Below are 21,205 nucleotides of genomic sequence, written 5' to 3' on the forward strand. Positions count from 1 at the left end.
ACTTTTGGAGGAAGTAGCATGTCTACCGTCACTACCATCAAGCGCGGCGGCCTCACCGCGGCCATCGATTCCATGGGCGCCCAGCTCACGAGCCTTGCCCTCAACGGCAACGAGTATCTGTGGCAGGGCGACCCCGCCTTTTGGGGCAAGCACGCGCCCATCCTGTTCCCCATTGTGGGCTCGCTGCGCAATAACACGGCAACGTCTGCGGCCGGCACCTGCGAGATGCCGCGCCACGGACTCGCGCGCATTGTCGAGCACAAGCTGGTCGAGGTTTCGGAGGACGGCTCCTCGGTAACGTACGAGATCACCGATACGCCCGAGTCGCTCAAGGCGTTCCCGTTCCACTTTAAGCTCAACATGACCTATGCCTTGACCGGAGACGCCACCCTCACGCAGACCTTTGCCGTTACCAACACCGGCGACGTGGACCTGCCGTTCTCGGTGGGCGGCCACCCCGCATTTAACGTGCCCGCCCCCGGTGCCGAGGACGAGGCGTTCGAGGATTACGAGCTGGCGTTTACTGAGGCTTGGACGAACGAGGCTCCCATCATCACGCCCGACGGTCTTATGACGTTCGAGGGTAGCTACAAGGCTCCCGATAACTCGGACGTGCTGCCCATCACGCACCGCAGCTTCGATAACGACGCCATCATGTTCACCGATACCCCGGGTTCCACGCTCACGCTGCGCGGTCGCAAGTCGGGTCACGGCGTCAAGATCGACTTTGAGGGCTTTAAGTACATTGGCGTGTGGTCTGCCGCCAACGAAGCTCCGTTTGTGGCGCTCGAGCCCTGGACCGGTCATACCACCATGGACACCGAGGACGATGTCTTTGAGCACAAGGTCAACACCATCACCTTGGCTCCCGGCGCCACCGATAAACGTAGCTTTAGCGTCACCCTGCTCTAGAGGTTCCGCCGCTCGGTCGATGCTGCGCGCCGTCCAGAGCGATAATTTGTCATTCATAAGGCAAGGCATAGACCTTCTGGTCATGCCTTGCCTTTTTCATGCCACTTGTTCGCTCTGGACGTCGCTCGCCGGCATTGCCAAAACATCGACGTCCCCAATGACTACCGTGTGTCTATTAATTTTTCGAGCTTGTGCTGCGCTGCTGGTCGCTGGCGTATATCCTGTTAACTCGTCAGCATACGATTCAACAGGGAAGGCAGATTATGCATTCTCCCCATCAACGCGATGCGCATCCACAGCCGGTATGCAGCCGTCGCATCTTTTTGGGTAGCGCTCTCGCTGCGAGCGCTTCTGTCGTCGCCGGCGCACTTGCCGGTTGCCAGCGCCCCTCCACGCTGGAAGTAGTTCAGCCCACGACGGGCGGCGGTCGCGACGACCTGTCCGATTCCGTGATCGGCAAGGACAAGATCCGCATCGGCATGGAGGCGGCCTACGCCCCGTACAACTGGCAGGTCTCCGAAGCCAGCGAGTACACCATCCCCATCGACAACGTGCAGGGCGCCTATGCCGATGGTTACGACGTGCAGATCGCCAAGATCGTCTGCAAGGCCCTCGGTGGCGAGCCCGTTGCCGTCAAGCAGAGCTTCTCGGGTCTTATCGATTCGCTCAACAACGGCCAGATCGACCTCATCATCGCCGGCATGAGCGCCACGCCCGAGCGTGAGGAGTCTGTCGGCTTTTCCGATCCGTACTTCATTGGATACTTTGGCCTGTTCGTAAAAGAGGGCTCGCCCTACCAGAATGCGACCAAGCTCAGCGACTTTAGCGGCGCTACGGTGCTCGGCCAAAAGGACACCATGCTCGATACCGTCATCGACGAGATCCCGGGCGTTGTCCACAAGAACCCGGTCGACTCGGTCCCCACGGTGTTTTCGAATCTGCTGCAGGGCACCTGCGACGCCGTGACCTACAACACTGAGAACGAGAAGGGCTATATGGCCCAAAACCCGGGTATCGTGCCGATTCAATTTGCCGAGGGCGAGGGCTTTAAGCAGGAGGTCGCGGCAAATGTCGGTTGCCGCAAGGGCTCGGACAAGCTGCTTAAGCTCATCGACAAGACACTCAAGGGCATTAGCCAAGAGGAGCGCGACCAAATGTGGGACGCGTGCCTCGACCGTCAGCCGGCATAGGGAGGCAGCATGAAAACCATTAATCGCCTGGCCTCCTTTATCAAGGCCGACCACCGTTATATATACCTGGGCACGAGCGTTATCGCGGCGCTCGGCCTGGCGTTTAGCCAGCGCAACCCCACGCCGCTGAGCTTCTTGGCCCCCACGGGCGTGTTCCAAGATTGCCTTTGGGCGATTCTTTGGGCCTGGCTCGTCGTGTCGGCGGCGGCGCTGGTCACCAAGCTCATGCACTGGAACGACTATCGCGAAACGTCGCCGTTCGCCTCCGAGCGTTGCCGCCGTGGCGCACGCCTGGGCAGCTACGTCGTGGTCGCCATCGCGGCGATCTTTTTCGTGGACCGCTGCGTCATGTCGTTTATCGATCTGGTGCAGGTGAGCATTGTCTCGGACTCCAACCCCAGCGACTTTTTGTCGAGCCTGGTCTACATGACCTACAAGAGCGGGGACTTCTTCATTCGCGGTATCGAGATCACCATCGCGCTTGCCACCTTCGGCACTGTCATCGCATTCTTCCTGGCACTGCTCTTTGTGTTCCTGCGTATTCAGACGTTCGACCGCGTGGACAACGACCTGGTGCGCTTCTTTAAGAGTATCGGCCGCGGCTTTGCGACCGTCTACTCCACCATCGTGCGCGGCACGCCCATGATGGTCCAGGGTCTGCTCATCTATTACGCGGGCTTCACCGTTTTGCGCGGCATGGGCTTCGAGACCGCCCAGGCCAACCAGATCTGGAGCACCTTCACCGCCGGCCTCGTCACCATTTCGCTCAACTCCACCGCCTACATGATGGAGGTCCTGCGCGGCGGCATCGAGTCCATCGATCCCGGCCAGGCCGAGGCAGCACGCTCGCTGGGCCTGTCGCAGTGGCAAGCTATGCGCAAAGTCGTGTTCCCCCAGGGCATTAAAAACGCGATTCCGGCGCTCACCAACGAGCTCATCATCAACATCAAGGATTCGTCGGTGCTCTCGGTCATCGGCGTGTTTGACCTCATGTACGCCACCACCACCGTCGCCGGCGTGTACTACCGCCAGATGGAGGTCTACTGCGTGGCGCTCGTGGTCTACCTGATCCTGACGCTCGTGGCGAGCCGCCTGCTCGAGGCCTTTGGCAAAAAGCTCGGCGCCGAGGCTCCGGTCACGCTGCCCAGCTCCAACTAGGCTCAAGACGAGGAGAATCATCATGGCAGATACCGCCACTACCGGCACCGCGGCCGCCGCACAGACCAACGAGCCGCTCATCCGCGTCGAGGGCCTGCGCAAGAGCTTTGGCTCGCTCGAGGTGCTCAAGGGCATCGACCTGTCCGTTAACCCCGGCGAGGTCGTCACCATTATCGGCGCCTCAGGCTCGGGCAAATCGACCTTTCTGCGCTGCCTCAACCTGCTCGAGACTCCGGACGCGGGCCATATCTGGTTCCACGGCCAGGACCTTACGGCCGAGCGCTGCAACATTAACAAGCTGCGTGAGGACATCGGCATGGTGTTCCAGGGCTTTAACCTGTTCAACAACATGGATGTGCTCGACAACTGCACGCTTGCGCCCGTCACGCTCAAAAAAATGAGCAAGGCCGAGGCCGAGAAGGTCGCGATGGAGCATTTGACGAGTGTGGGGCTCGAAAAGTTCGCGCACGCCGCCGTGGGTCGCCTGTCCGGCGGCCAAAAGCAGCGCGTGGCCATCGCCCGCGCCCTATGCATGAATCCGCAGATCATGCTGTTCGACGAGCCGACCTCCGCGCTCGACCCCGAGATCGTGGGCGAGGTGCTCGAGGTCATGCGCAAGCTCGCGGCCGACGGCATGACCATGGTCGTCGTCACGCACGAGATGGCCTTTGCCCGAACCGTGTCCGACCGCGTGGTCTTTATGGATAAGGGCGTGGTGCTCGAGGACGCCGCGCCGGCCGAGATCTTTGGCAACCCCAAACACCAGCGCACCCGCGAGTTCCTCTCGCGTTATCTCGAGGACAAGTAACCGACCGCAAATGTTTGCATGACAGGGCCGCTCCCGTGGGGCGGCCCTCGTCATCACAATCGAAAGGATGTCATGGCCGAGGTTTGGCGCTTCTTTGCGCATGAGGATGATTTTGCCGATTTGGACGAAGCTGGTGCGTGCGAGCGCCTGGGCCGCGTGCTGTCGTTTCCGACCATCTCGAGTATGGATGCCGAGGCGGTGAACTGGCAGCCGTTCGACGACCTGCGCGCGTATATGCAGCAGGCTTGGCCGCACGTATTTACGGCGGGTAAGGTCGAGCTTATCGACCATTCGCTATTGGTGACGCTTAGCGGTTCCGACCCTGCCCTCAAGCCCATTATGCTCATGGGCCACATGGACGTGGTTCCCGTGGTACCCGGCACCGAGGCTGACTGGACGCACGCCCCCTTTAGCGGACATGTGGACGACACCTACATTTGGGGTCGCGGCGCCATCGATATGAAAGACCAGGTCGCAGGCATTCTCGAGGCGGTTGAGTATGCGCTCGCACACGGCTGGGAGCACAAGCGTACCCTGCTGCTCGCCTTTGGCCAGGACGAGGAGACTACGCAGTACGGCGCAGGCGCCATCGGCCGCGCGCTCGAGGAGCGCGGCATTGAGCTTGAGTACCTGATCGACGAGGGCGACTACCGCATCGTTTCGGCTGCCGAGTACAGCGCGGGCGAGGACTGGCTCATGCACGGCGACCTTGCCGAGAAGGGCTATGCCGATATCGTGCTCAAGACGAAGAGTGAGGGCGGGCATTCGTCCAACCCCTACGGTGGCACATCGCTCGAGGTGCTCAGCCGTGCCATCACCGCAATCTGCGATATCGAATGGCCGGCGCGCGTGACCGACCTGCTTGCCGCGCAGCTCGTCGAGCTGGGGCTCTATACCGCCGATGAAATTGCCGCCAACGGGGGTGCCATTGTCCGCGATTGCCTTGCCAGCAAGAAGCTCTATCCGCTGGTGACGACCACCTGCGCGCCCACGCAGATCGAGGGTGGCAGCACCGGCGCCAACGTAATGCCGCAGGATATGTGGGCCAACATCAACTTCCGCATGCTCGAGGGCACGAGCGTGGCCGACGTTGTGGCGCGCTGCCGCGAAGCGGTTGCCGGGGCGGACCTTGCCGGTCGTGTCGAAGTGGAGCTGGGCCCCGGCAGCTCCGAACCCTCGCCGTCTCCGCGCATCGGCGGACCGGGACTCGAGGCGGTTCGCTCCATCGCCGCCCGCTATTTCCGTGATCCAAAGGGGACGGAGGAAAACGGATCATCCGAGCCGTTGGCGATTGTCCCCTCGACCGTGATCGGCGCGACCGACGCTGCCAACTACCAGCGCATTTGCTCCGAGTGCATTCGCTTCTCGGCCTTTGTGGTCGACGATGACGAGTGCGATCGCGGCGTCCACGGCACCAACGAGCGCATTACCCGCCGCGCCTACCTCCAGGGTGCCCGCTTCCTCGTCGCCCTGATCCATACGCTTTAGAATCCGACAAAGGGACTGTCCCTTTGTCGGATTCCGTGCGGGTTATATGCAGGTTTGCCTGCGCACGCTATCATATATGGGTTAGACCGCAACTATGTACCCCATACGCGAAGGGATGCGCATGTATCTGAAGATCGACATGCTCTAGCTGGACTTACCCCCGCAGCGGCGCCCCGCGCCCCATCAATTCTGCCGATTTTCGCCTTCACGCATATAAAGGAGTCCGTCATGCGCGACAAGCTCGAAAAGATCATCAAGGCCTACGAGGAGCTCGAGAAGAAGCTTTCCGACCCGGCCGTCGCCTCCGATATCAAGGAGTTCACGCGTCTCAACAAGGAGTACGCGCACCAGTCCGACCTCATTGCCGCCTCGCGCGAGTACATCGGCGCGCTCGATGACATCGAGGCTGCCAAGGAAATGCTGCACGATACCACCGATGCCGATGAGAAGGAGATGCTCCAGATGGACATCTCCGAAAACGAGGCCAAGCTTCCCCAGCTCGAGGAAGACATCAAGTACATGCTCATCCCGAGCGACCCCAACGACGACAAGAACACCATCGTCGAGATTCGCTCTGCCGCCGGTGGCGACGAGGCGGCCATCTTCGCCGGCGACCTGTACAAGATGTACCAGCGCTTCTGCGAGTCGCGCGGCTGGAAGACCACCGTGCTCGACTCCAGTCCCAGCGAGGCCGGCGGCTTTAAGTCCATTGAGTTCAAGGTCGAGGGCGACCGCGTCTACTCCGTCATGAAGTACGAGTCCGGCGTGCATCGCGTCCAGCGCGTCCCCAAGACCGAGTCCCAGGGTCGCATCCAGACCTCCACGGCAACCGTCGCCGTGCTTCCCGAGGCCGAGGAGATCGACGTTCAGATCAACCAGTCCGACCTGCGCATCGATACCTACTGCGCCTCCGGCCCTGGCGGTCAGTGCGTTAACACCACCTACTCCGCCGTGCGCATCACCCACCTGCCCACCAACACCGTGGTGCAGTCGCAGGAGCAGCGTTCCCAGATCCAGAACCGCGAGGTCTGCATGCAGATGCTGCGTGCCCGTCTGTACGAGATGGAGCTAGAGAAGCAGCAGGCCGAGCTCGGCGCCGAGCGCCAGAGCCAGATTGGCCACGGCAACCGTTCCGAGAAGATCCGTACTTACAACCAGCCCCAGGACCGCGTGACCGATCACCGTATCGGCTTCAACTCCACCTATAACGGCGTCCTTCTGGGCGATCAGCTCGGCACCGTCATCGAGGCACTTGCCGCCGCCGAGCGAGCCGAGAAGCTGGCACAGGCTGTGTAGTGGGTTACGCGGTTTTACCAAACCGCGTAACGGCTTGACGCTGCGCGCCGCCCAGAGCGACAATTTGTCATTCAAAAGGCAAGGCATGACCAGAAGGTCTATGCCTCGCCTTTTTCATGCCAACTTGTTCGCTCTGGGCGGCGCTCGCTGTCCGTCCTCTACCTGCGGCGTTCTCTTGGGTAGTCATTGGGTATGCTCAACCTGCGGTGCCTTAGATGTATTCATTGGGGACGTTCTTAAATGACTAGGTTGAGTAAATTGCTATTCGAGTTTATTTAATCTGCTTTGTTAGAAATTAAGCTGTCTAACTGCTTAAAGTAATCAGCAGCCTTCATCTGCAATTGAAAATATTGCTCGAAAAATCGTTCAAGAAGTCGCGGGGTGATTTTTGACGCGTCGCGCGTCAAGCGATGTGGCAAGCGTTTGGTTAGATATTGGTCAGGTTAAGGGCAACCTTGCCAAAAGCTTGACGAATGCAAATCTAGACGTCGGCGAATGAACACTTTGAGCGAGCCCAGTGCAAAATTCTGGGCTGATTCTCGATAATCGCTTCCAATCGTCCCTTGCCGCGTGCCGCCCTCGCGTACAATCTGCTCCGACATTCGCGCGCCGTCCGGCGCTTAAGAGGGGAGGACCCCATGGCAAACGAGATCTGGACCATCAAGCGTTGTCTCGAGTGGACCAAGGAGTACCTGGCCGAGCGCGGTGAGGAGCATCCCCGTCTTTCTGCCGAGTGGCTGCTGTGCGCGGCAACGGGCCTGGCGCGTATCGACTTGTATATGCGCATGGACGAGACGCTCGACGCAGCGCAGCTCGAGACCATGCACGCGGCCGTCGTTCGTCGCGCCAAAGGCGAACCGCTGCAGTACATCACCGGTAGCACGCAGTTTCGCATGATCGACGTCGCGTGCGCCCCCTGCGTGCTCATCCCGCGCCCCGAGACCGAGATGCTCGTCGAGGAAGTCCTGAACTATCTGGATGCCGAGGTGCTGAGTCCCGAGGCCGCTGCCCGTCAGCGTGTTGAGCTGCCTTGGAACGATGAGGTCGAAGAGGCCCGCAAAGCCGAGGCCGCGCTGGCAGACGAACGCGCGACCGCCGAGCGCCGTGCCGCTAACCTGACGGCTGCCGATGAGGCGGCGCTAGGCGGCGACGTGCTGGGCAGCCGTGCCTATGCCGAGGAACTGGCCGACCGCGAGGCCGAGGAAGCCGCCGCGCAGGCAGCAGAAGCCGAAGTCGCGGAAGCCGCCAAGTCCGAGCTCGACGAATACGGCATCGCCATTGAGGACAACGACCAACAGACGACTCCCGCGCAAGATGCCGCCGAGGCCAACGTACCTGCTCCAGCCGAGCCCCGCATCGCCCGCGTTCTCGAGGTCGGCTGCGGCACGGGCTGCATCTCGCTCTCGCTTGCCTGGGAGCGTCGCGGCCACGTCACCTGCACTGCTACCGATATCGAGCCGCGCGCCATCGACCTTGCTACCAAAAACCGCGATGCGCTTGGCCTCACATCCGACGAGGTCGCCTTTAGCCTCACCAACCTGGTGAGCTCCATTCCCCACGACGAGTGGGGCACCTTTGACGTACTCGTCTCCAACCCGCCCTACATCCCCACCGATGTCATGCGCTCGCTGCCGCACGAGGTCAAGGACTTTGAGCCCGATCTGGCGCTCGAGGGTGGTGCCGACGGCCTCGATATCTTCCGCCGTCTGCTCAACGCGGCACCCTACATGCTACGCGCCGGCGGCCTCTTTGCCTGCGAGCTCTACGAGGGCGCGCTCGACGCTGCGGCCGAGCTCTGCCGTCAAGCGGGTCTGTCGGACGTGCGCATCGTCCACGACCTCACCGATCGCCCCCGCATCGTCCGGGCCATCGTCACCGAGCCCAAGCAGCGCCAGTAATATTTATTAACTGGTTAGCAAAAATTATAAAGTAGTTTATAATTAGGACGGCTGAAAGAGGTCGGCCCATGCAACCTCCTACCTTTCGGGAAATCATTGCCCTACTCAAGCACGATGGATTCGTGAAGGTCGCGCAAGTCGGTAGTCATGCCAAGTATGTTTCCGGTGACCGTGTTGTCACCGTGAACGGCTCGGGTGGTGATCGACCAAAGAAGGGCACGTGGGCAAGTATTCGTCGCCAAGCTGGATGGTAGCCGAGGGGGTCATGATGAAACAACGATTTACCTATGACTGCGTTCTCATAAAAGAAGACGACGGTTACTGTGCCAGCTTCCCGCAGATTCCCGGCGCCTTTGCCGATGGGGATACGCGCGAAGAAGCGATTGCCCATGCCACCGAGGCGCTGATGGCATTTTTGGCCGACGACCTCAACAACGGTTTGACTCCGGCAGGGTACGAACGCTCGGCCGAGGTCGTGGCCCTTTCAGTCGAAATCGACCACGAGGACGCTCGGGAAGCGGCGTGCCGAACATTTAAAGACGCAGCGCTGGACCTCAAAGTCTCCGCTCCGCGGATTACCGCGCTGGTCAAAGCCGGAAAGCTCGATGTTGAACTTGTCGACGGCCGTCGGATGATAACGATAGACAGCATCGAGCGCTACGCCGCCCAAGAACGTCACGCCGGAAGACCAAAGAAGTCTGTAGCCTTCCAATAACCCCCTCACTTTCACCGACTACTAGAGCCGCTCACCAAACCAATATGCACTCTGGCCAAATAGGTTGAACGTTTCGTGCGAGAATGCCCCTCAGTAAACAAACTTGCACCAGGGCGTAAGGGGCTGGCATACACATGCAGACGGTCTATCGGGTATACGAGGGAACGCGCGAGCCGCATCGGCTCGCCGTCGAGCGCACGGCCGAGGTGCTCGGCCGCGGCGGCCTGGCCTTGATCCCGACCGAGACCGTCTACGGTGTCGCCGTGGCAGTCAACGCCTTCTCGGACGCCGTGCTCCAAGATACAAGCGAATTCCCATCGTGGCCGCGCGATCCGCAGGCTGTCGTCAATGGCGCCGCGGTCCCTGCGCTCGGTACCGGCTACCGCCGCATCTTTACCCTCAAGCAGCGCAAGCTCACCCAAACGGTCGCCTGGCTGGTTGATAATGCCGAAGCACTCGACCGCTATGGCGTGGATATCCCCGAAGAGGCTCGCGTACTCGCACGACGATGCTGGCCGGGAGCCCTGACTATTGTGGTCAAGGCGGCCCCCTGCGTGCCGACCTTTATGCGTGCCGCCGACGACACTGTGGCTCTTCGCGCGTCGGCCTCGCCTGTGGTCCAAGCGCTCATCCGCGCCTGCGGCAGCCCTCTTGCCTGCACCAGCGCTAACACGCATGGCGCGCCCGCGCCGGCAAGTTTTGTCACGGTGGAGGAGCGCATCCTGGAGGGGGTCGATGTTGCCGTCGACGCCGGTGAGACCCCGTGTCGCGACGCCTCGACCATCGTGTCGTTCCAGCACGGCGGGCTCCAGATCCTGCGCCAAGGCGCACTTCCCGCATCAGAGATCGAACGGGTCCTGTCCGACCCGATGCAATAGAAAGGTGTAAGCGATGTCGTTGAATCTGGGCAGCCTGGGCATGGAAGATGCCTCGTTTGACTTTGGCGGTTCCTACATCATGGCGCTCGACTGCGGCACCACCTCGGTACTTGCGACCATCGTCGACGAGTACGGATGCATCGTCGCGCAGGCACGTCGCAGCGTCAAAACCAGCTTCCCACGTCACGGTTGGGTAGAGCAAGACCCCATGACGGTCCTTGCCAGCCAGATCGCCGTCATGATGGAAGTCCAGTTTAAGAGCGGTATCCACTCCGACCGCATTGCCGCCATCGGCATCTCCAACCAGCGCGAGACCACGGTGGTCTGGGACCGCGTGAGCGGTCAGCCGATCTATAACGCCATCGTATGGCAGTGCCGCCGTACCGCGCCGGCAATCGACGCGTTGGTTGAACAGGGTTGCGAGGAGCTGGTGCGCTCCCGCACAGGACTCACGCTCGATCCGTATTTTTCGGCTTCCAAGGTGCAGTGGATCCTCGACAACGTCGACGGTGCGCGTGAGAGCGCGGCGGCGGGCGACCTCATGTTCGGCACCATCGACACCTGGCTCATCTACAACCTCACCGGCAGTCAGGTCTTTGCCACCGACTACACCAATGCCAGCCGCACGGCACTCTTTAATATCCATACGCTCGATTGGGACGACGACCTGCTGGCGCTCTTTGACGTTCCACGTTCCATGATGCCCGAGGTTCGTTGGAGCTCGGGCGACTACGGCCGCGTCGCGAGCGACATCATGACCAACATGCCGCCCATCATGGGCGTGGCGGGCGACCAGCAGGCGTCGCTGTTCGGCCACTGCTGCTTCCATCCCGGCCAGACCAAAAACACCTATGGCACGGGCTGCTTTATGCTCATGAACACCGGCGACGAGGTCGTCGAATCCAAGAACGGTCTGGTCTCCACGATCGGTATCGCCGCGGACGGCAAGATCAGCTATGCGCTCGAGGGTTCTATCTTTGCCGCCGGCTCAACCATGAACTGGCTGCGCAACAACATGGGCATCATCTCGAGTGTGAGCGAGTCGGCACAACTCGCCGCTTCGATCAACGACAATGAGGGCTGCTACTTCGTCCCCGCCTTTGCGGGTCTGGGCGCTCCCTGGTGGGACCCGCATGCCCGCGGTATCGTGTGCGGTCTGACCGGCGCCTCGAGCCGTGCGACCATCGTACGTGCCGCCTGCGAATCCATGGCATATCAGAGCTACGACGTGCTGCGCGCCATGGAGCAGGACGTGGGACTTTCGATTGAGCGCCTGTCCGTCGATGGCGGTGCCTCGCGCAACGAGTTCATCATGCAATTCCAGGCCGATCTGCTGGATATCCCCGTGTTGCAGTGCGAGACGGTGGAGACCACGGCGATCGGTGCCGCGTACTTGGCGGGCCTTGCCGTCGGCTATTGGGAGGACCTGGAGGAGCTGGAGCAAAACGCTCAGATCGTTAGGACCTTCCTTCCCCACATGTCCGCCGAGCGCCGCGAGCAAAACCTTGCGGGCTGGCGTGATGCCGTCAAGCGTTCGCTCAACACCGCTCAGTAGGGTTGCGACGAGCTGCTCGATACAACAAACCGTTAAACTTATGCACGGCGCGCGGCAACAACATCGCCATGCGCCTTGTCAGCAAGGCCATCTTCCGGCCGCAACGAAAGGGGCAATCAACCCATGACCGTCACCTACGATACGTCCCGTGTGACCCTTGTCGATCACCCGCTCGTCCAGCATAAGCTGTCGATTCTGCGCGACAAAAACACCGGCACCAACCAGTTCCGCCAGCTCGTGCGCGAACTCGCACTTTTTGACGGCTACGAGGCCATGCGCGACCTGCCCATGGAAGACGTCGAAGTCGAGACCCCCATCACCACCGCCACGTTCAAACAGCTTGCCGGCAAAAAGCTCGCCATCGTTCCCATCCTGCGTGCAGGCCTTGGCATGGTCGATGGCATCCTCGACTTGGTACCCTCCGCTCGTGTGGGCCACATCGGTATGGAGCGCGACGAGGTTACCCACGAGCCGCATGAGTATTACTGCAAGATGCCCAAGGATATCGATCAGCGCATCTGCCTGGTCGTCGACCCCATGCTCGCCACGGGCGGTTCGGCCGAGATGGCCATCAGCTACCTGCGCGAGCGCGGTGTCAAGGACATCCGCATGCTGTGCATCGTCGCGGCCCCCGAGGGCCTCAAGTCGCTGACTGAGAAGGACCCAGATGTGCATATCTATACCTGCGCCATCGACGACCATCTCAACGAAGCTGCCTACATCGTTCCCGGCCTGGGCGACGCCGGCGACCGCATCTACGGCACGCTGTAATCTCTGGGCCATACCGGCTAACGTCGAAAATACGAAGAAATGGTGCGCGCGGGCGAGCAAAAGACGACCGCGCGCACTCCTGTTAACGGGCGTTTTGCCCTGAGGGGTTCGAAAAAACGTATTACCGTACCTGCGGCATAAAGAAGGCCTTAAGAAAACGTACAGGTGCGTATTAACCGTTTGTTTTACGGTTGTACTTTAGCGATTGGCTCGTACAATAGTCACCAATGTTTGGCGGGAACTGTTCTGTGAGGCGTTAAAAAGGAAAGTGAGGACGCCAGTGTTTCAGATAGCCGATCTGCTCGCTATCGTTGCAGGTGCCATCGCGGGCGCGATTGCCTTCCTTCCCTTTGTCTTTACGCTCAAGCCGGTTCTTGACGATAAGCAGAATGCGGACATGCTCAAGGGTATGGTGAGTCTCGCGGTCTCGGCAATCGCGTTGCTTGTCTTTACCTTGGTTGTGTTTGTGTTGTTCGGAGAGGCATTTCGCATGTTCCTCCTGGGCGAGGCGATCGGCTTCGTGGCCTTTATGGCCGCCTGCGCGGTTCGCGTCGCCAAGGCGCTGCGAGATCCTCATGAGGTCGAAAGGTAAGTCGTGGAAATTTTTGAAAAGCTGCCTGATGAGATTAATCATCTGGTCAGCGAGTTCAGCTCCACCCCTGTCGTGGGCGATCTGAGCTGCGGCATCACGCAGTACTCGTTTTGGCTGATCGTCTCCACGATCGTGCTCCTGATCGTCCTGGCCGTGTTCAAGAAGAAGCAGACCCTGGTTCCCAAGGGCTTCTTCGTCAACGGTTTCGAGTACATCATCGAGTACGTCGAGAACGATATCGGCAAGGGTGTCGTGGGTGAGAACTGGAAGAAGCACTTCCCGTTCCTGTGCTCGCTTTTCCTGTTCATCCTGATCAATAACATGATCGGCCTGATCCCGGGAATGAAGCCCGGCACCGGCGCAATCGGCTCCACCGCCGCACTCGCCATTTTCGCCTTCGTGTACTTCATCTACTACGGATGCAAGGCTCACGGCGTGATCGGCTACATCAAGAGCCTCGCCCCGCAGGGCGTGAGCTTCCCGATGAACGTGCTCGTGTGGGTCGTCGAGCTTTTCTCGACCTTCCTGCGCCTCATCACGCTCGCCGTCCGTCTGTTCTGCAACATGTTCGCAGGACACGTGGTCATGGGCTCGTTCGCCATCATGGCGAGCATGTTCATGCAGCCGCTGCTTCAGCAGGTTTCCGCGGCCCACGCCGTCGGCGCCCTGCCTTCGCTGGCCTGGCTTGCCATCCTCATCCTGATCTATGCGATCGAGCTTGTGGTCGGCGCCATCCAGGCTTACGTCTTCACGGTCCTTACCGCCGTGTATGTCTCCGAGGCAGAGGAGGTCGCGGAGGAGGAGTAATCTTCCGTTCGCGCCTTAAAGGTAAGGCAATTCGTTAAACCGCCGGTGCCCGTACCCATGGAGCCCGGCAGTTATAAAAAGGTTATCCTGCGTGAAATAAGACACGCACGACAAAGGAGGAATCGTGGGAGTTATCGGTTACGGTCTCGGTGTTATCGGCGCTGGTCTTGCTATCGGCCTGTCTGCTCTGGGTGCTACGGGTGCTATGGCCCGTCAGCCTGAGGTCCAGGGCCGCGTGTTCACCGTCTTCATCATGGGCTCCGCCTTCGGCGAGGCTCTGGCTCTGATCGGCTTCGTTGTCGCGCTGATCGTTAAATAGCACGGAGCGTCAAGTATGAATCTTTCATCCCAGAAGAGCGCGATCGCACTCTCCGCGTCCGCGGCCGCGCTGCTTATGCCGGTTTCCGCGTTCGCCGAGGACGGCGCTGCCGGTGCGGACATCCTCATCCCTAAGATGGCGGAGTTCATCCCGGCGCTTATCGCCTTCCTGATTATCTGGATCGTGCTGGCCAAGGTCGCCCTGCCGGGCATCATGAAAACCATGGAGGAGCGCGGCAAGAAGATCGAGGAGAGCCTCGACGAGGCCGAGAAGACCAAGCAGGAGGCTATCGCCAAGCGCGCTGAGTCCGACTCGATCGTCACCGACGCCCGTCGTCAGGCTGCCGACATCGTTCTCGAGGCCCGTAAGGACGCCGAGTCCGAGCGTGCCCGTATCATCGAGGCTGCTCACAAGGAGGCCGAGGAGATTATCGCCAAGGCCCATACGACCGTCGAGGACGAGCGCAAGTCCATCTACGCCGGTGCCGCGAGCTCCATCGCCGACCTGTCCGTTGCCGTCGCCACCAAGATCGTGGGCGAGGCACTCGAGGACGATGCCGAGCAGAAGAAGCTCATCGAGCGCTACATCCAGGAAGCAGGTAGCCTGAATGCCGACTAGCCGCTATCAGGACAAGGTGCTCGAGACCTACGCGCGTTCCCTTTTGGAAGCCGCCAAGGCCGAGAACCATGTGTTCGAGGACCTCGAGATGATCGAGCGCTTGGCTTCTGCCAGCCCCGAGATCATCGCCGTGCTCGACACCATGTCCAAGCGCGACCAGCTCGACCTTCTTCCCAAGGTGGCAGCTGCCTTTAAGTATGTTGCCGAGGAAGACGAGGATGTAGTGGGCGTGACCGTCACCACGGCGATCCCGCTCGACGACGAGCTGCGTCAAACCATCACTAAGAAATGCGAGCAGGACTTCGGCCGCAAGGTATTCCTTATCGAGCAGGTCGACCCGTCTATCGTGGGCGGCCTGGTGCTCGAGGCCCGCGGCGAGCGTCGTGACATTTCCGTCAAGACGCAGCTGCGCATCGCGCAGGAGACCCTCGCAAACTCTGCTAATTCGTACGGAGGTGAAGCCTAATGTCCGAAACCCTCAATGCCCAGGATATCGCCAAGAAACTGCAGGAGCAGCTCACGAGCCTCTCCGCGACGGTCGATACGCATGAGGTTTCAACGGTCGACGAGGTAGGCGACGGCATCGCGCGCGTCTCCGGCCTCAAGAGCGCCATGGCAGGCGAGCTTCTGGAGTTCAAGAGCTCCGATACCGGTGAGACCGTCTTCGGCCTTGCCCAGAACCTTGACCGTGACGAGGTCGGCGCCGTTCTGTTCGGTGCCGTCGACTCCATCAAGGAAGGCGACGAGTGCCGCACCACTGGCCGCGTTATGGATATCCCCGTGAGCCGTGCCATGCTCGGCCGCGTCGTCAATCCGCTCGGCCAGCCCATCGACGGCCTGGGCGACATCGTCGCTACGCACCGTCGCCCCATCGAGTTCAAGGCTCCCGGCGTCATCGATCGTACCCCGGTGTGCGAGCCGGTTCAGACCGGTCTGCTCGCTATCGACTCCATGGTGCCTATTGGCCGCGGTCAGCGTGAGCTCATCATCGGTGACCGTAAGACCGGTAAGACCGCCATCGCCATCGACGCTATCCTCAACCAGCGCGGCAAGGGCATGGTCTGCATCTATGTCGCCATCGGCCAGAAGGCCTCCACGGTTGCCAACATCCGCGAGACCCTCGCTCAGCACGGTGCGCTCGACTACACCATCATCGTTTCGGCCACCGCTGCCGATTCCGCCCCTATGCAGTACATCGCGCCTATGGCCGGTGCCGCTATTGGCGAGTTCTTTATGTACAACGGCGAGGACGGCAAGCCCGCCAGCGAGACCAACCCCGGCGGCCACGTGCTCGTCATCTACGATGACCTGTCCAAGCAGGCTGTGGCCTACCGTCAGATGTCGCTGACGCTGCATCGTCCGCCCGGACGCGAGGCCTATCCTGGCGACATCTTCTACCTGCACTCTCGTCTGCTCGAGCGTGCCGTCAAGATGTCCAAGAAGAACGGTTACGGCTCCATGACGGCACTGCCGATCATCGAGACCCAGGACGGCGACGTCTCGGCCTACATTCCGACCAACGTCATTTCCATTACCGATGGTCAGATCTACCTGCAGTCCGAGCTCTTCTTCCAGGGTCAGCGCCCGGCAGTCGACGTGGGTATCTCCGTGTCCCGCGTCGGTGGCGATGCGCAGACCAAGGCCATGAAGCAGGTCGCCGGCAACCTCCGTCTGGACCTCGCTTCCTATCAGGAGCTCGCTGGCTTTACGCAGTTCGGCTCCGACCTCGACGAGGCTACTCAGAAGCAGCTGACCCACGGTGCTCGCATGACCGAGCTCCTGAAGCAGCCGCGTTACAAGCCGTTTGAGGTTGGCGAGCAGATCGTTACGCTGTTCGCTGGCAACGAGGGCTTCCTGGATGACCTGGAGATCGCCGACGTGCTGCCTTTCCGTGCCGAGCTCATCGAGTACATGGACAATGGCTTTGGTTCGCTGCTCGACAAGGTTCGCGCCAAGAAGATCGATGATGACACCAAGGCTGAGCTCTTGCGCGTCATCGGCGACTTCAAGCAGCAGTTCATGGCCAAGCACCATTCGGATGTTTCTGGATCAGAGGAGAACTAAGCCCCATGGCCAACCTTCGCGACATTAAGAAGCGAATCTCCTCGGTTACCACGACCAAGCAGATCACGCGCACGATGGAGATGGTCTCTACGGCCAAGATTCGTCGTGCCCTCGATCGCTCCAAGCAGGCCGAGCCCTATAAGGAGGCGCTGACCGACGTCATGTTGACGGTCGCCGGCGACGCCTCCTGTTCGGGCACCGATCCCATGCTGCAGAAGCATGAGAGCGTCAAGCATGGCCTGATTGTCGTTATTGCCTCGGACCGCGGCCTTGCCGGCGGTTTCAATACGACGGTGGAGCGCACGGCCGAAAAGCTCGCCGCTTCTTGGGCGAACGACGGCATCGAGTGCGAGATCATCGCGTGCGGGCGTAAGCCGGCCACGTATTTCCGTGACCGCGCAAACGTCATCATGCACTTCGAGGGCAACTCCTCTGAGCCCGATTTCAATCAGGCCCGCATGATCTCCTCTCATATCTGCGATGCGTATCGTGCCGGTGAGCTTGACCGTGTCGAGCTTGTCTACCACCACGCCAAGAACCGCGTGGATCAGGAGCTTCGCGTCGAGCATCTGTTGCCGCTCGACCCCGAGATGATCGCTATGGCCCACGGTCCGCGTAAGAACGAGACCGACGCCCCTAAGCGCATCTCGTCCACGTTCGAGTTCGTGCCCTCTCCCGAGCATGTTCTCGGCAAGCTTGTGCCGTCTTATATCCTGACGGTCATCTACCAGGCCCTGATCGATTCGGCGGCTGCCGAGCAGGGTGCACGCCGCAAGGCCATGCACTCCGCGACGGAAAACGCCACCGCGATCATCTCGACCCTTACCCGCACGTATAGTCGCGTGCGCCAGGCTTCGATCACGACCGAGATTAACGAGATCGTCGGCGGAGCCTCAGCATTGGAGGAACAGTAATGGCTAATAACACCGTAAAGCTTGCGGTCGAGGAAGCCACCAAGAAGACGACTGCCGGTGATGGTCGCATCGTGCGAATCATCGGCCCTGTCGTCGACGTCAAGTTTGACGGCGCGGTGCCCCCGATCTACAACGCGCTCACGGTCGAGGCCGAGACCCCGATCGGTCATCTGAGCACGATCCTCGAGGTCGAGAGCCAGCTTCCGGGCGGCGTCGTCCGCACGGTCGCCATGTCCTCGACCGACGGCCTGCAGCGCGGCCTCATCGCCACCGATACCGGTGATCCCATGAAGATGCCCGTTGGTCCCAAGACGCTCGGCCGCATTTGGAACGTCATGGGCAAGCCCGTCGACGGCAAGCCCATGCCCGAGGTGGAGGAGTTCTACCCCATCCACCATGCAGCGCCCCGTTTCGACGAGCTCACCACCAAGACCGAGATCTTCGAGACCGGCATCAAGGCCGTCGACCTGCTCGAGCCCTACATCCGCGGCGGCAAGACAGGTCTGTTCGGCGGCGCCGGCGTCGGCAAGACCGTTCTGATCCAGGAGCTCATCAACAACCTCGCCCAGGAGCACGGCGGCACCTCGGTGTTCACCGGCGTCGGCGAGCGTACCCGCGAGGGCACCGACCTGTTCCTCGAGATGAGCGAGTCTGGCGTTATCGACAAGACCTGCTTGGTCTATGGTCAGATGAACGAGCCGCCCGGAGCGCGTCTGCGCATCGGTCTGGCCGGCCTTACCACCGCTGAGTACTTCCGCGATCGCGGCCAGGACGTTCTGCTGTTCATCGACAACATCTTCCGCTTCTCTCAGGCAGGTTCCGAGGTTTCCGCACTGCTGGGCCGTATGCCGTCCGCCGTTGGTTACCAGCCCACGCTGGCAACCGAGATGGGCGACCTCCAGGAGCGCATTACCTCGACCAAGACGGGCTCCATTACCTCCGTCCAGGCTGTCTACGTTCCCGCAGACGACCTGACCGACCCGGCGCCTGCCACGACGTTTACGCACCTCGATGCCACCACGGTTCTTTCGCGTAGCATTTCGTCGCTCGGCCTGTTCCCGGCTATCGACCCGCTTGCGTCTTCCTCCGACGCTCTCGATCCCTCGATCGTTGGCGAGGAGCACTACCGTGTCGCCGTCAAGGTCCAGGAGCTCCTGCAGGAGTACTCCGACCTTCAGGACATCATCGCCATTCTGGGTATGGACGAGCTGTCCGAGGAGCAGCGCCTTACGGTCAACCGTGCCCGTAAGATTCAGCAGTTCCTCTCGCAGTCCTTCCACGTCGCCGAGAAGTTCACCGGCAACCCCGGTGTCTACGTCCGCGTCGAGGATACCGTCCGCTCTTTCGCCGAGATTGTCGACGGCAAGGCCGATGACCTGCCTGAGCAGGCTTTCCGCTATGCTTCCACGATTGAGGACGTGCGCGAGCGCGCCCGCAAGATGGGGGAGAAGTAGGTTATGCGTATCCGCATCGTGTGCCCCGTGAGCTGCGCCTATGAGGGCGACGCTGCGTTTGTGTCGATTCCGTCCACGGATGGCGAGTTTGGCGTTCTGCCTGCTCACTCCAGCGAGATCTGCACGATCGACCGCGGTTACGTTCGCGTTTCCGATAAGGCCATGGGCACTGTCGACCACACGTTTGCCGTGGCCGGCGGCTATGCCCAGGTTGCGGACGATGTCGTGACCGTTCTCGCCGAGCGCGCTTGCGATTTGGCGACCGTCGATGCCGACAAGCTTAAAGCTGATATTCAAGGTTTTGAAGAGAAGCTGGGTAATTTGTCGGAGGATGATGCACGCCGCGCCTACCTCTATAATGAAATCGCATGGTGTAAGCTCAAGCTTGCCCAATAGTCAAACGATTTAGCGTTCGACCATTTGCGAACACATCATGCCCGGGATGGCCCAGCCACCCCGGGCATGCTTTTTGAAAGGGTAGACCTTGGATATTATCCGCGTTGAGGGTGGCCACGCCATCGGAGGCTCCGTGCCCGTTTCGGGCGCCAAGAACTCCGCGCTCAAACTCATGGCGGCAACGCTTCTGGCGCCGGGCAAGACGACGCTGCAGAACGTGCCCGATATTTCCGATGTCCACGTGATGGGCAAGGTGCTCAAAGGCATGGGCGCTACGATCGATGTTCTCGACGAGCACACGCTCGAGATTGATACCTCTCAGGTCGATTCTTGGGAGGCCCCCTACGAGCTCGTTGCCAAGATGCGCGCTTCCACCGCCGTCATGGGACCCCTGCTGGGCCGCTTCCATCGCGCCAAAATTGCCATGCCGGGCGGCTGCAACTTGGGTGCTCGCAAGATCGATATGCACATTCTTGGTCTTGAGGCCCTGGGCGTTGAGTTCGATACCGCCCACGGTTACATCAACGCTAATGCGCCCCAAGGTCTGCGCGGTACCACCGTCACGCTCGAGTTCGCCAGCGTCGGTGCGACCGAGAACCTCATCATGGCCTCTGTGCGCGCACAGGGCACCACGGTTATCGATAATGCCGCCCGCGAGCCCGAGATCGTCGATCTCGCTAACATGCTCAACGAGATGGGCGCCAAGATTGTCGGCGCCGGTACGCCCGTCGTGACTATCGAAGGCGTGGAAGAGCTCCATCCCGTTACCCATCGCGTGGTGGGCGACCGCATCGAGGCCGGTACCTTTATCGTTGCCGGTGCGTTGATGGCCGACGATCGCGGTGTCGACGTCACGGGTTTTTGCCCCATTCACTTGGGCATGGTGCTCAAGAAGATGGAGCTCATGGGTATCGACTGCGAGCGCGTCGAAGATGGCGTCCATGTGAACCGTGCCGAGCGTATCAAGCCGGTCGACATCCAGACGCTTCCGTTCCCCGGTTTCCCGACCGACATGCAGGCGCAGATTATGGTGCTCTCCGCCCTTGCCGACGGCAGTTCCGTTATTACCGAAAACATCTTCGAGAATCGCTTTATGTTTGCCTCTGAGCTGGTGCGCATGGGTGCCGACATTCGTATCGAGAGCCATCATGCCATGATTCATGGCGTCAAGGGCTTCTCGGGTGCACAGGTTACCTCGCCCGATCTGCGTGGCGGAGCGGCCCTCGTCGTAGCGGGCTTGATCGCCGACGGGACGACCGAGGTTTCGGCCATCCATCACATCAAGCGCGGCTACGAGCAGTTTGTCGAAAAGCTGCAGGCGCTCGGCGCGCATGTCGAGCATGCTACCGTCCCCGATCCCGTCATCTACTAA

At 60.8% G+C, this 21,205-nt stretch carries 22 protein-coding genes; all 22 read left to right on the plus strand.

Translation table 11 applies throughout. The features are described 5' to 3' along the window. Positions 1 to 18 precede the first annotated feature (18 nt). The 22 genes from RX395_RS05240 to murA all read left to right on the plus strand — a co-directional run bounded on the left by RX395_RS05240 (position 19) and on the right by murA (position 21,205). Positions 19 to 912 carry an aldose 1-epimerase family protein gene (locus RX395_RS05240; protein WP_316366002.1) on the plus strand — a complete coding sequence of 298 codons (894 nt, stop codon included), beginning with the start codon at positions 19 to 21 and terminating at the stop codon, positions 910 to 912. Positions 913 to 1,175: 263 nt separating this feature from the next. Then, the gene (locus RX395_RS05245) at positions 1,176 to 2,102 is read left to right on the plus strand and encodes a transporter substrate-binding domain-containing protein (protein ID WP_316366003.1); all 927 of its coding nucleotides are present in this window, start codon (positions 1,176 to 1,178) and stop codon (positions 2,100 to 2,102) included. Between the two features lie 9 nt (positions 2,103 to 2,111). Further along, positions 2,112 to 3,260 (plus strand): amino acid ABC transporter permease, encoded by a 1,149-nt coding sequence (locus RX395_RS05250; protein ID WP_316366005.1) that lies wholly within the window; start codon positions 2,112 to 2,114, stop codon positions 3,258 to 3,260. Between the two features lie 22 nt (positions 3,261 to 3,282). Next, positions 3,283 to 4,068 (plus strand): amino acid ABC transporter ATP-binding protein, encoded by a 786-nt coding sequence (locus RX395_RS05255; protein WP_195445300.1) that lies wholly within the window; start codon positions 3,283 to 3,285, stop codon positions 4,066 to 4,068. Between the two features lie 72 nt (positions 4,069 to 4,140). Beyond that, positions 4,141 to 5,556 (plus strand): M20/M25/M40 family metallo-hydrolase, encoded by a 1,416-nt coding sequence (locus tag RX395_RS05260; RefSeq protein ID WP_316366008.1) that lies wholly within the window; start codon positions 4,141 to 4,143, stop codon positions 5,554 to 5,556. 228 nt (positions 5,557 to 5,784) lie between these two features. Then, the gene (gene prfA, locus RX395_RS05265; protein WP_035138783.1) at positions 5,785 to 6,852 is read left to right on the plus strand and encodes a peptide chain release factor 1; all 1,068 of its coding nucleotides are present in this window, start codon (positions 5,785 to 5,787) and stop codon (positions 6,850 to 6,852) included. Positions 6,853 to 7,490: 638 nt separating this feature from the next. Then, the gene (locus tag RX395_RS05270) at positions 7,491 to 8,750 is read left to right on the plus strand and encodes a N5-glutamine methyltransferase family protein (protein ID WP_316366011.1); all 1,260 of its coding nucleotides are present in this window, start codon (positions 7,491 to 7,493) and stop codon (positions 8,748 to 8,750) included. Positions 8,751 to 8,818: 68 nt separating this feature from the next. After that, on the plus strand, positions 8,819 to 9,004 hold the full coding sequence (locus RX395_RS10250) for a type II toxin-antitoxin system HicA family toxin (protein WP_089573106.1): 186 nt from the start codon (positions 8,819 to 8,821) through the stop codon (positions 9,002 to 9,004). Then, positions 8,971 to 9,465, plus strand: coding sequence for a type II toxin-antitoxin system HicB family antitoxin (locus RX395_RS05275; RefSeq protein ID WP_316366013.1), 495 nt, complete (start codon positions 8,971 to 8,973; stop codon positions 9,463 to 9,465). Before RX395_RS10250 ends, RX395_RS05275 begins: the two co-directional genes overlap by 34 nt. A gap of 134 nt (positions 9,466 to 9,599) precedes the next feature. After that, the gene (locus tag RX395_RS05280) at positions 9,600 to 10,343 is read left to right on the plus strand and encodes an L-threonylcarbamoyladenylate synthase (RefSeq protein WP_316366015.1); all 744 of its coding nucleotides are present in this window, start codon (positions 9,600 to 9,602) and stop codon (positions 10,341 to 10,343) included. A 13-nt stretch (positions 10,344 to 10,356) separates the two neighbouring features. Further along, complete coding sequence (glpK, locus tag RX395_RS05285; protein ID WP_316366018.1) at positions 10,357 to 11,898, plus strand: glycerol kinase GlpK; 1,542 nt, start codon at positions 10,357 to 10,359, stop codon at positions 11,896 to 11,898. Between the two features lie 123 nt (positions 11,899 to 12,021). Next, on the plus strand, positions 12,022 to 12,669 hold the full coding sequence (gene upp, locus RX395_RS05290; protein WP_117746943.1) for a uracil phosphoribosyltransferase: 648 nt from the start codon (positions 12,022 to 12,024) through the stop codon (positions 12,667 to 12,669). Between the two features lie 280 nt (positions 12,670 to 12,949). Further along, positions 12,950 to 13,261: a hypothetical protein gene (locus RX395_RS05295; RefSeq protein WP_035138788.1), complete on the plus strand. Its 312-nt coding sequence runs from the start codon at positions 12,950 to 12,952 to the stop codon at positions 13,259 to 13,261. A 3-nt stretch (positions 13,262 to 13,264) separates the two neighbouring features. Beyond that, positions 13,265 to 14,068: a F0F1 ATP synthase subunit A gene (atpB, locus tag RX395_RS05300; RefSeq protein WP_022094263.1), complete on the plus strand. Its 804-nt coding sequence runs from the start codon at positions 13,265 to 13,267 to the stop codon at positions 14,066 to 14,068. A 124-nt stretch (positions 14,069 to 14,192) separates the two neighbouring features. After that, positions 14,193 to 14,387, plus strand: coding sequence for an ATP synthase subunit c family protein (locus RX395_RS05305; protein WP_022094262.1), 195 nt, complete (start codon positions 14,193 to 14,195; stop codon positions 14,385 to 14,387). Positions 14,388 to 14,402: 15 nt separating this feature from the next. Next, positions 14,403 to 15,005: a F0F1 ATP synthase subunit B gene (gene atpF, locus RX395_RS05310; protein WP_006235712.1), complete on the plus strand. Its 603-nt coding sequence runs from the start codon at positions 14,403 to 14,405 to the stop codon at positions 15,003 to 15,005. Next, the gene (locus tag RX395_RS05315) at positions 14,995 to 15,471 is read left to right on the plus strand and encodes a F0F1 ATP synthase subunit delta (RefSeq protein ID WP_006235713.1); all 477 of its coding nucleotides are present in this window, start codon (positions 14,995 to 14,997) and stop codon (positions 15,469 to 15,471) included. Before atpF ends, RX395_RS05315 begins: the two co-directional genes overlap by 11 nt. Then, positions 15,471 to 17,069: a F0F1 ATP synthase subunit alpha gene (gene atpA / locus RX395_RS05320; RefSeq protein ID WP_006235714.1), complete on the plus strand. Its 1,599-nt coding sequence runs from the start codon at positions 15,471 to 15,473 to the stop codon at positions 17,067 to 17,069. The genes RX395_RS05315 and atpA overlap by 1 nt, the downstream gene beginning before the upstream one ends. A 5-nt stretch (positions 17,070 to 17,074) precedes the next feature. Further along, positions 17,075 to 17,983: an ATP synthase F1 subunit gamma gene (gene atpG / locus RX395_RS05325; protein WP_117743860.1), complete on the plus strand. Its 909-nt coding sequence runs from the start codon at positions 17,075 to 17,077 to the stop codon at positions 17,981 to 17,983. Then, positions 17,983 to 19,437, plus strand: a complete 1,455-nt coding sequence (gene atpD / locus RX395_RS05330; protein ID WP_316366033.1) for a F0F1 ATP synthase subunit beta — start codon at positions 17,983 to 17,985, stop codon at positions 19,435 to 19,437. The genes atpG and atpD overlap by 1 nt, the downstream gene beginning before the upstream one ends. 3 nt (positions 19,438 to 19,440) lie before the next feature. Next, entirely contained in the window at positions 19,441 to 19,833 is a 393-nt protein-coding gene (atpC, locus tag RX395_RS05335) for an ATP synthase F1 subunit epsilon (protein WP_006235718.1), read from the plus strand. An 88-nt stretch (positions 19,834 to 19,921) separates the two neighbouring features. Continuing rightward, the gene (gene murA, locus RX395_RS05340; protein WP_035138796.1) at positions 19,922 to 21,205 is read left to right on the plus strand and encodes a UDP-N-acetylglucosamine 1-carboxyvinyltransferase; all 1,284 of its coding nucleotides are present in this window, start codon (positions 19,922 to 19,924) and stop codon (positions 21,203 to 21,205) included.

Origin of the sequence: Collinsella aerofaciens (assembly GCF_032584215.1) — a bacterium.
In the GTDB taxonomy this organism is placed as follows: Bacteria; Actinomycetota; Coriobacteriia; order Coriobacteriales; family Coriobacteriaceae; genus Collinsella.

Excerpts from the sequence above, each read along its gene's own strand:
- atpG (WP_117743860.1), top strand. The coding sequence starts at position 17,075 with ATGGCCAACCTTCGCGACATTAAGAAGCGAATCTCCTCGGTTACCACG.
- RX395_RS05255 (WP_195445300.1), top strand. The coding sequence starts at position 3,283 with ATGGCAGATACCGCCACTACCGGCACCGCGGCCGCCGCACAGACCAAC.
- glpK (WP_316366018.1), top strand. The coding sequence starts at position 10,357 with ATGTCGTTGAATCTGGGCAGCCTGGGCATGGAAGATGCCTCGTTTGAC.
- RX395_RS05280 (WP_316366015.1), top strand. The coding sequence starts at position 9,600 with ATGCAGACGGTCTATCGGGTATACGAGGGAACGCGCGAGCCGCATCGG.
- RX395_RS05250 (WP_316366005.1), top strand. The coding sequence starts at position 2,112 with ATGAAAACCATTAATCGCCTGGCCTCCTTTATCAAGGCCGACCACCGT.
- RX395_RS05260 (WP_316366008.1), top strand. The coding sequence starts at position 4,141 with ATGGCCGAGGTTTGGCGCTTCTTTGCGCATGAGGATGATTTTGCCGAT.
- atpC (WP_006235718.1), top strand. The coding sequence starts at position 19,441 with ATGCGTATCCGCATCGTGTGCCCCGTGAGCTGCGCCTATGAGGGCGAC.
- RX395_RS05270 (WP_316366011.1), top strand. The coding sequence starts at position 7,491 with ATGGCAAACGAGATCTGGACCATCAAGCGTTGTCTCGAGTGGACCAAG.
- upp (WP_117746943.1), top strand. The coding sequence starts at position 12,022 with ATGACCGTCACCTACGATACGTCCCGTGTGACCCTTGTCGATCACCCG.
- RX395_RS05315 (WP_006235713.1), top strand. The coding sequence starts at position 14,995 with ATGCCGACTAGCCGCTATCAGGACAAGGTGCTCGAGACCTACGCGCGT.
- prfA (WP_035138783.1), top strand. The coding sequence starts at position 5,785 with ATGCGCGACAAGCTCGAAAAGATCATCAAGGCCTACGAGGAGCTCGAG.
- atpF (WP_006235712.1), top strand. The coding sequence starts at position 14,403 with ATGAATCTTTCATCCCAGAAGAGCGCGATCGCACTCTCCGCGTCCGCG.
- atpD (WP_316366033.1), top strand. The coding sequence starts at position 17,983 with ATGGCTAATAACACCGTAAAGCTTGCGGTCGAGGAAGCCACCAAGAAG.
- atpA (WP_006235714.1), top strand. The coding sequence starts at position 15,471 with ATGTCCGAAACCCTCAATGCCCAGGATATCGCCAAGAAACTGCAGGAG.
- RX395_RS05245 (WP_316366003.1), top strand. The coding sequence starts at position 1,176 with ATGCATTCTCCCCATCAACGCGATGCGCATCCACAGCCGGTATGCAGC.
- RX395_RS10250 (WP_089573106.1), top strand. The coding sequence starts at position 8,819 with ATGCAACCTCCTACCTTTCGGGAAATCATTGCCCTACTCAAGCACGAT.
- RX395_RS05240 (WP_316366002.1), top strand. The coding sequence starts at position 19 with ATGTCTACCGTCACTACCATCAAGCGCGGCGGCCTCACCGCGGCCATC.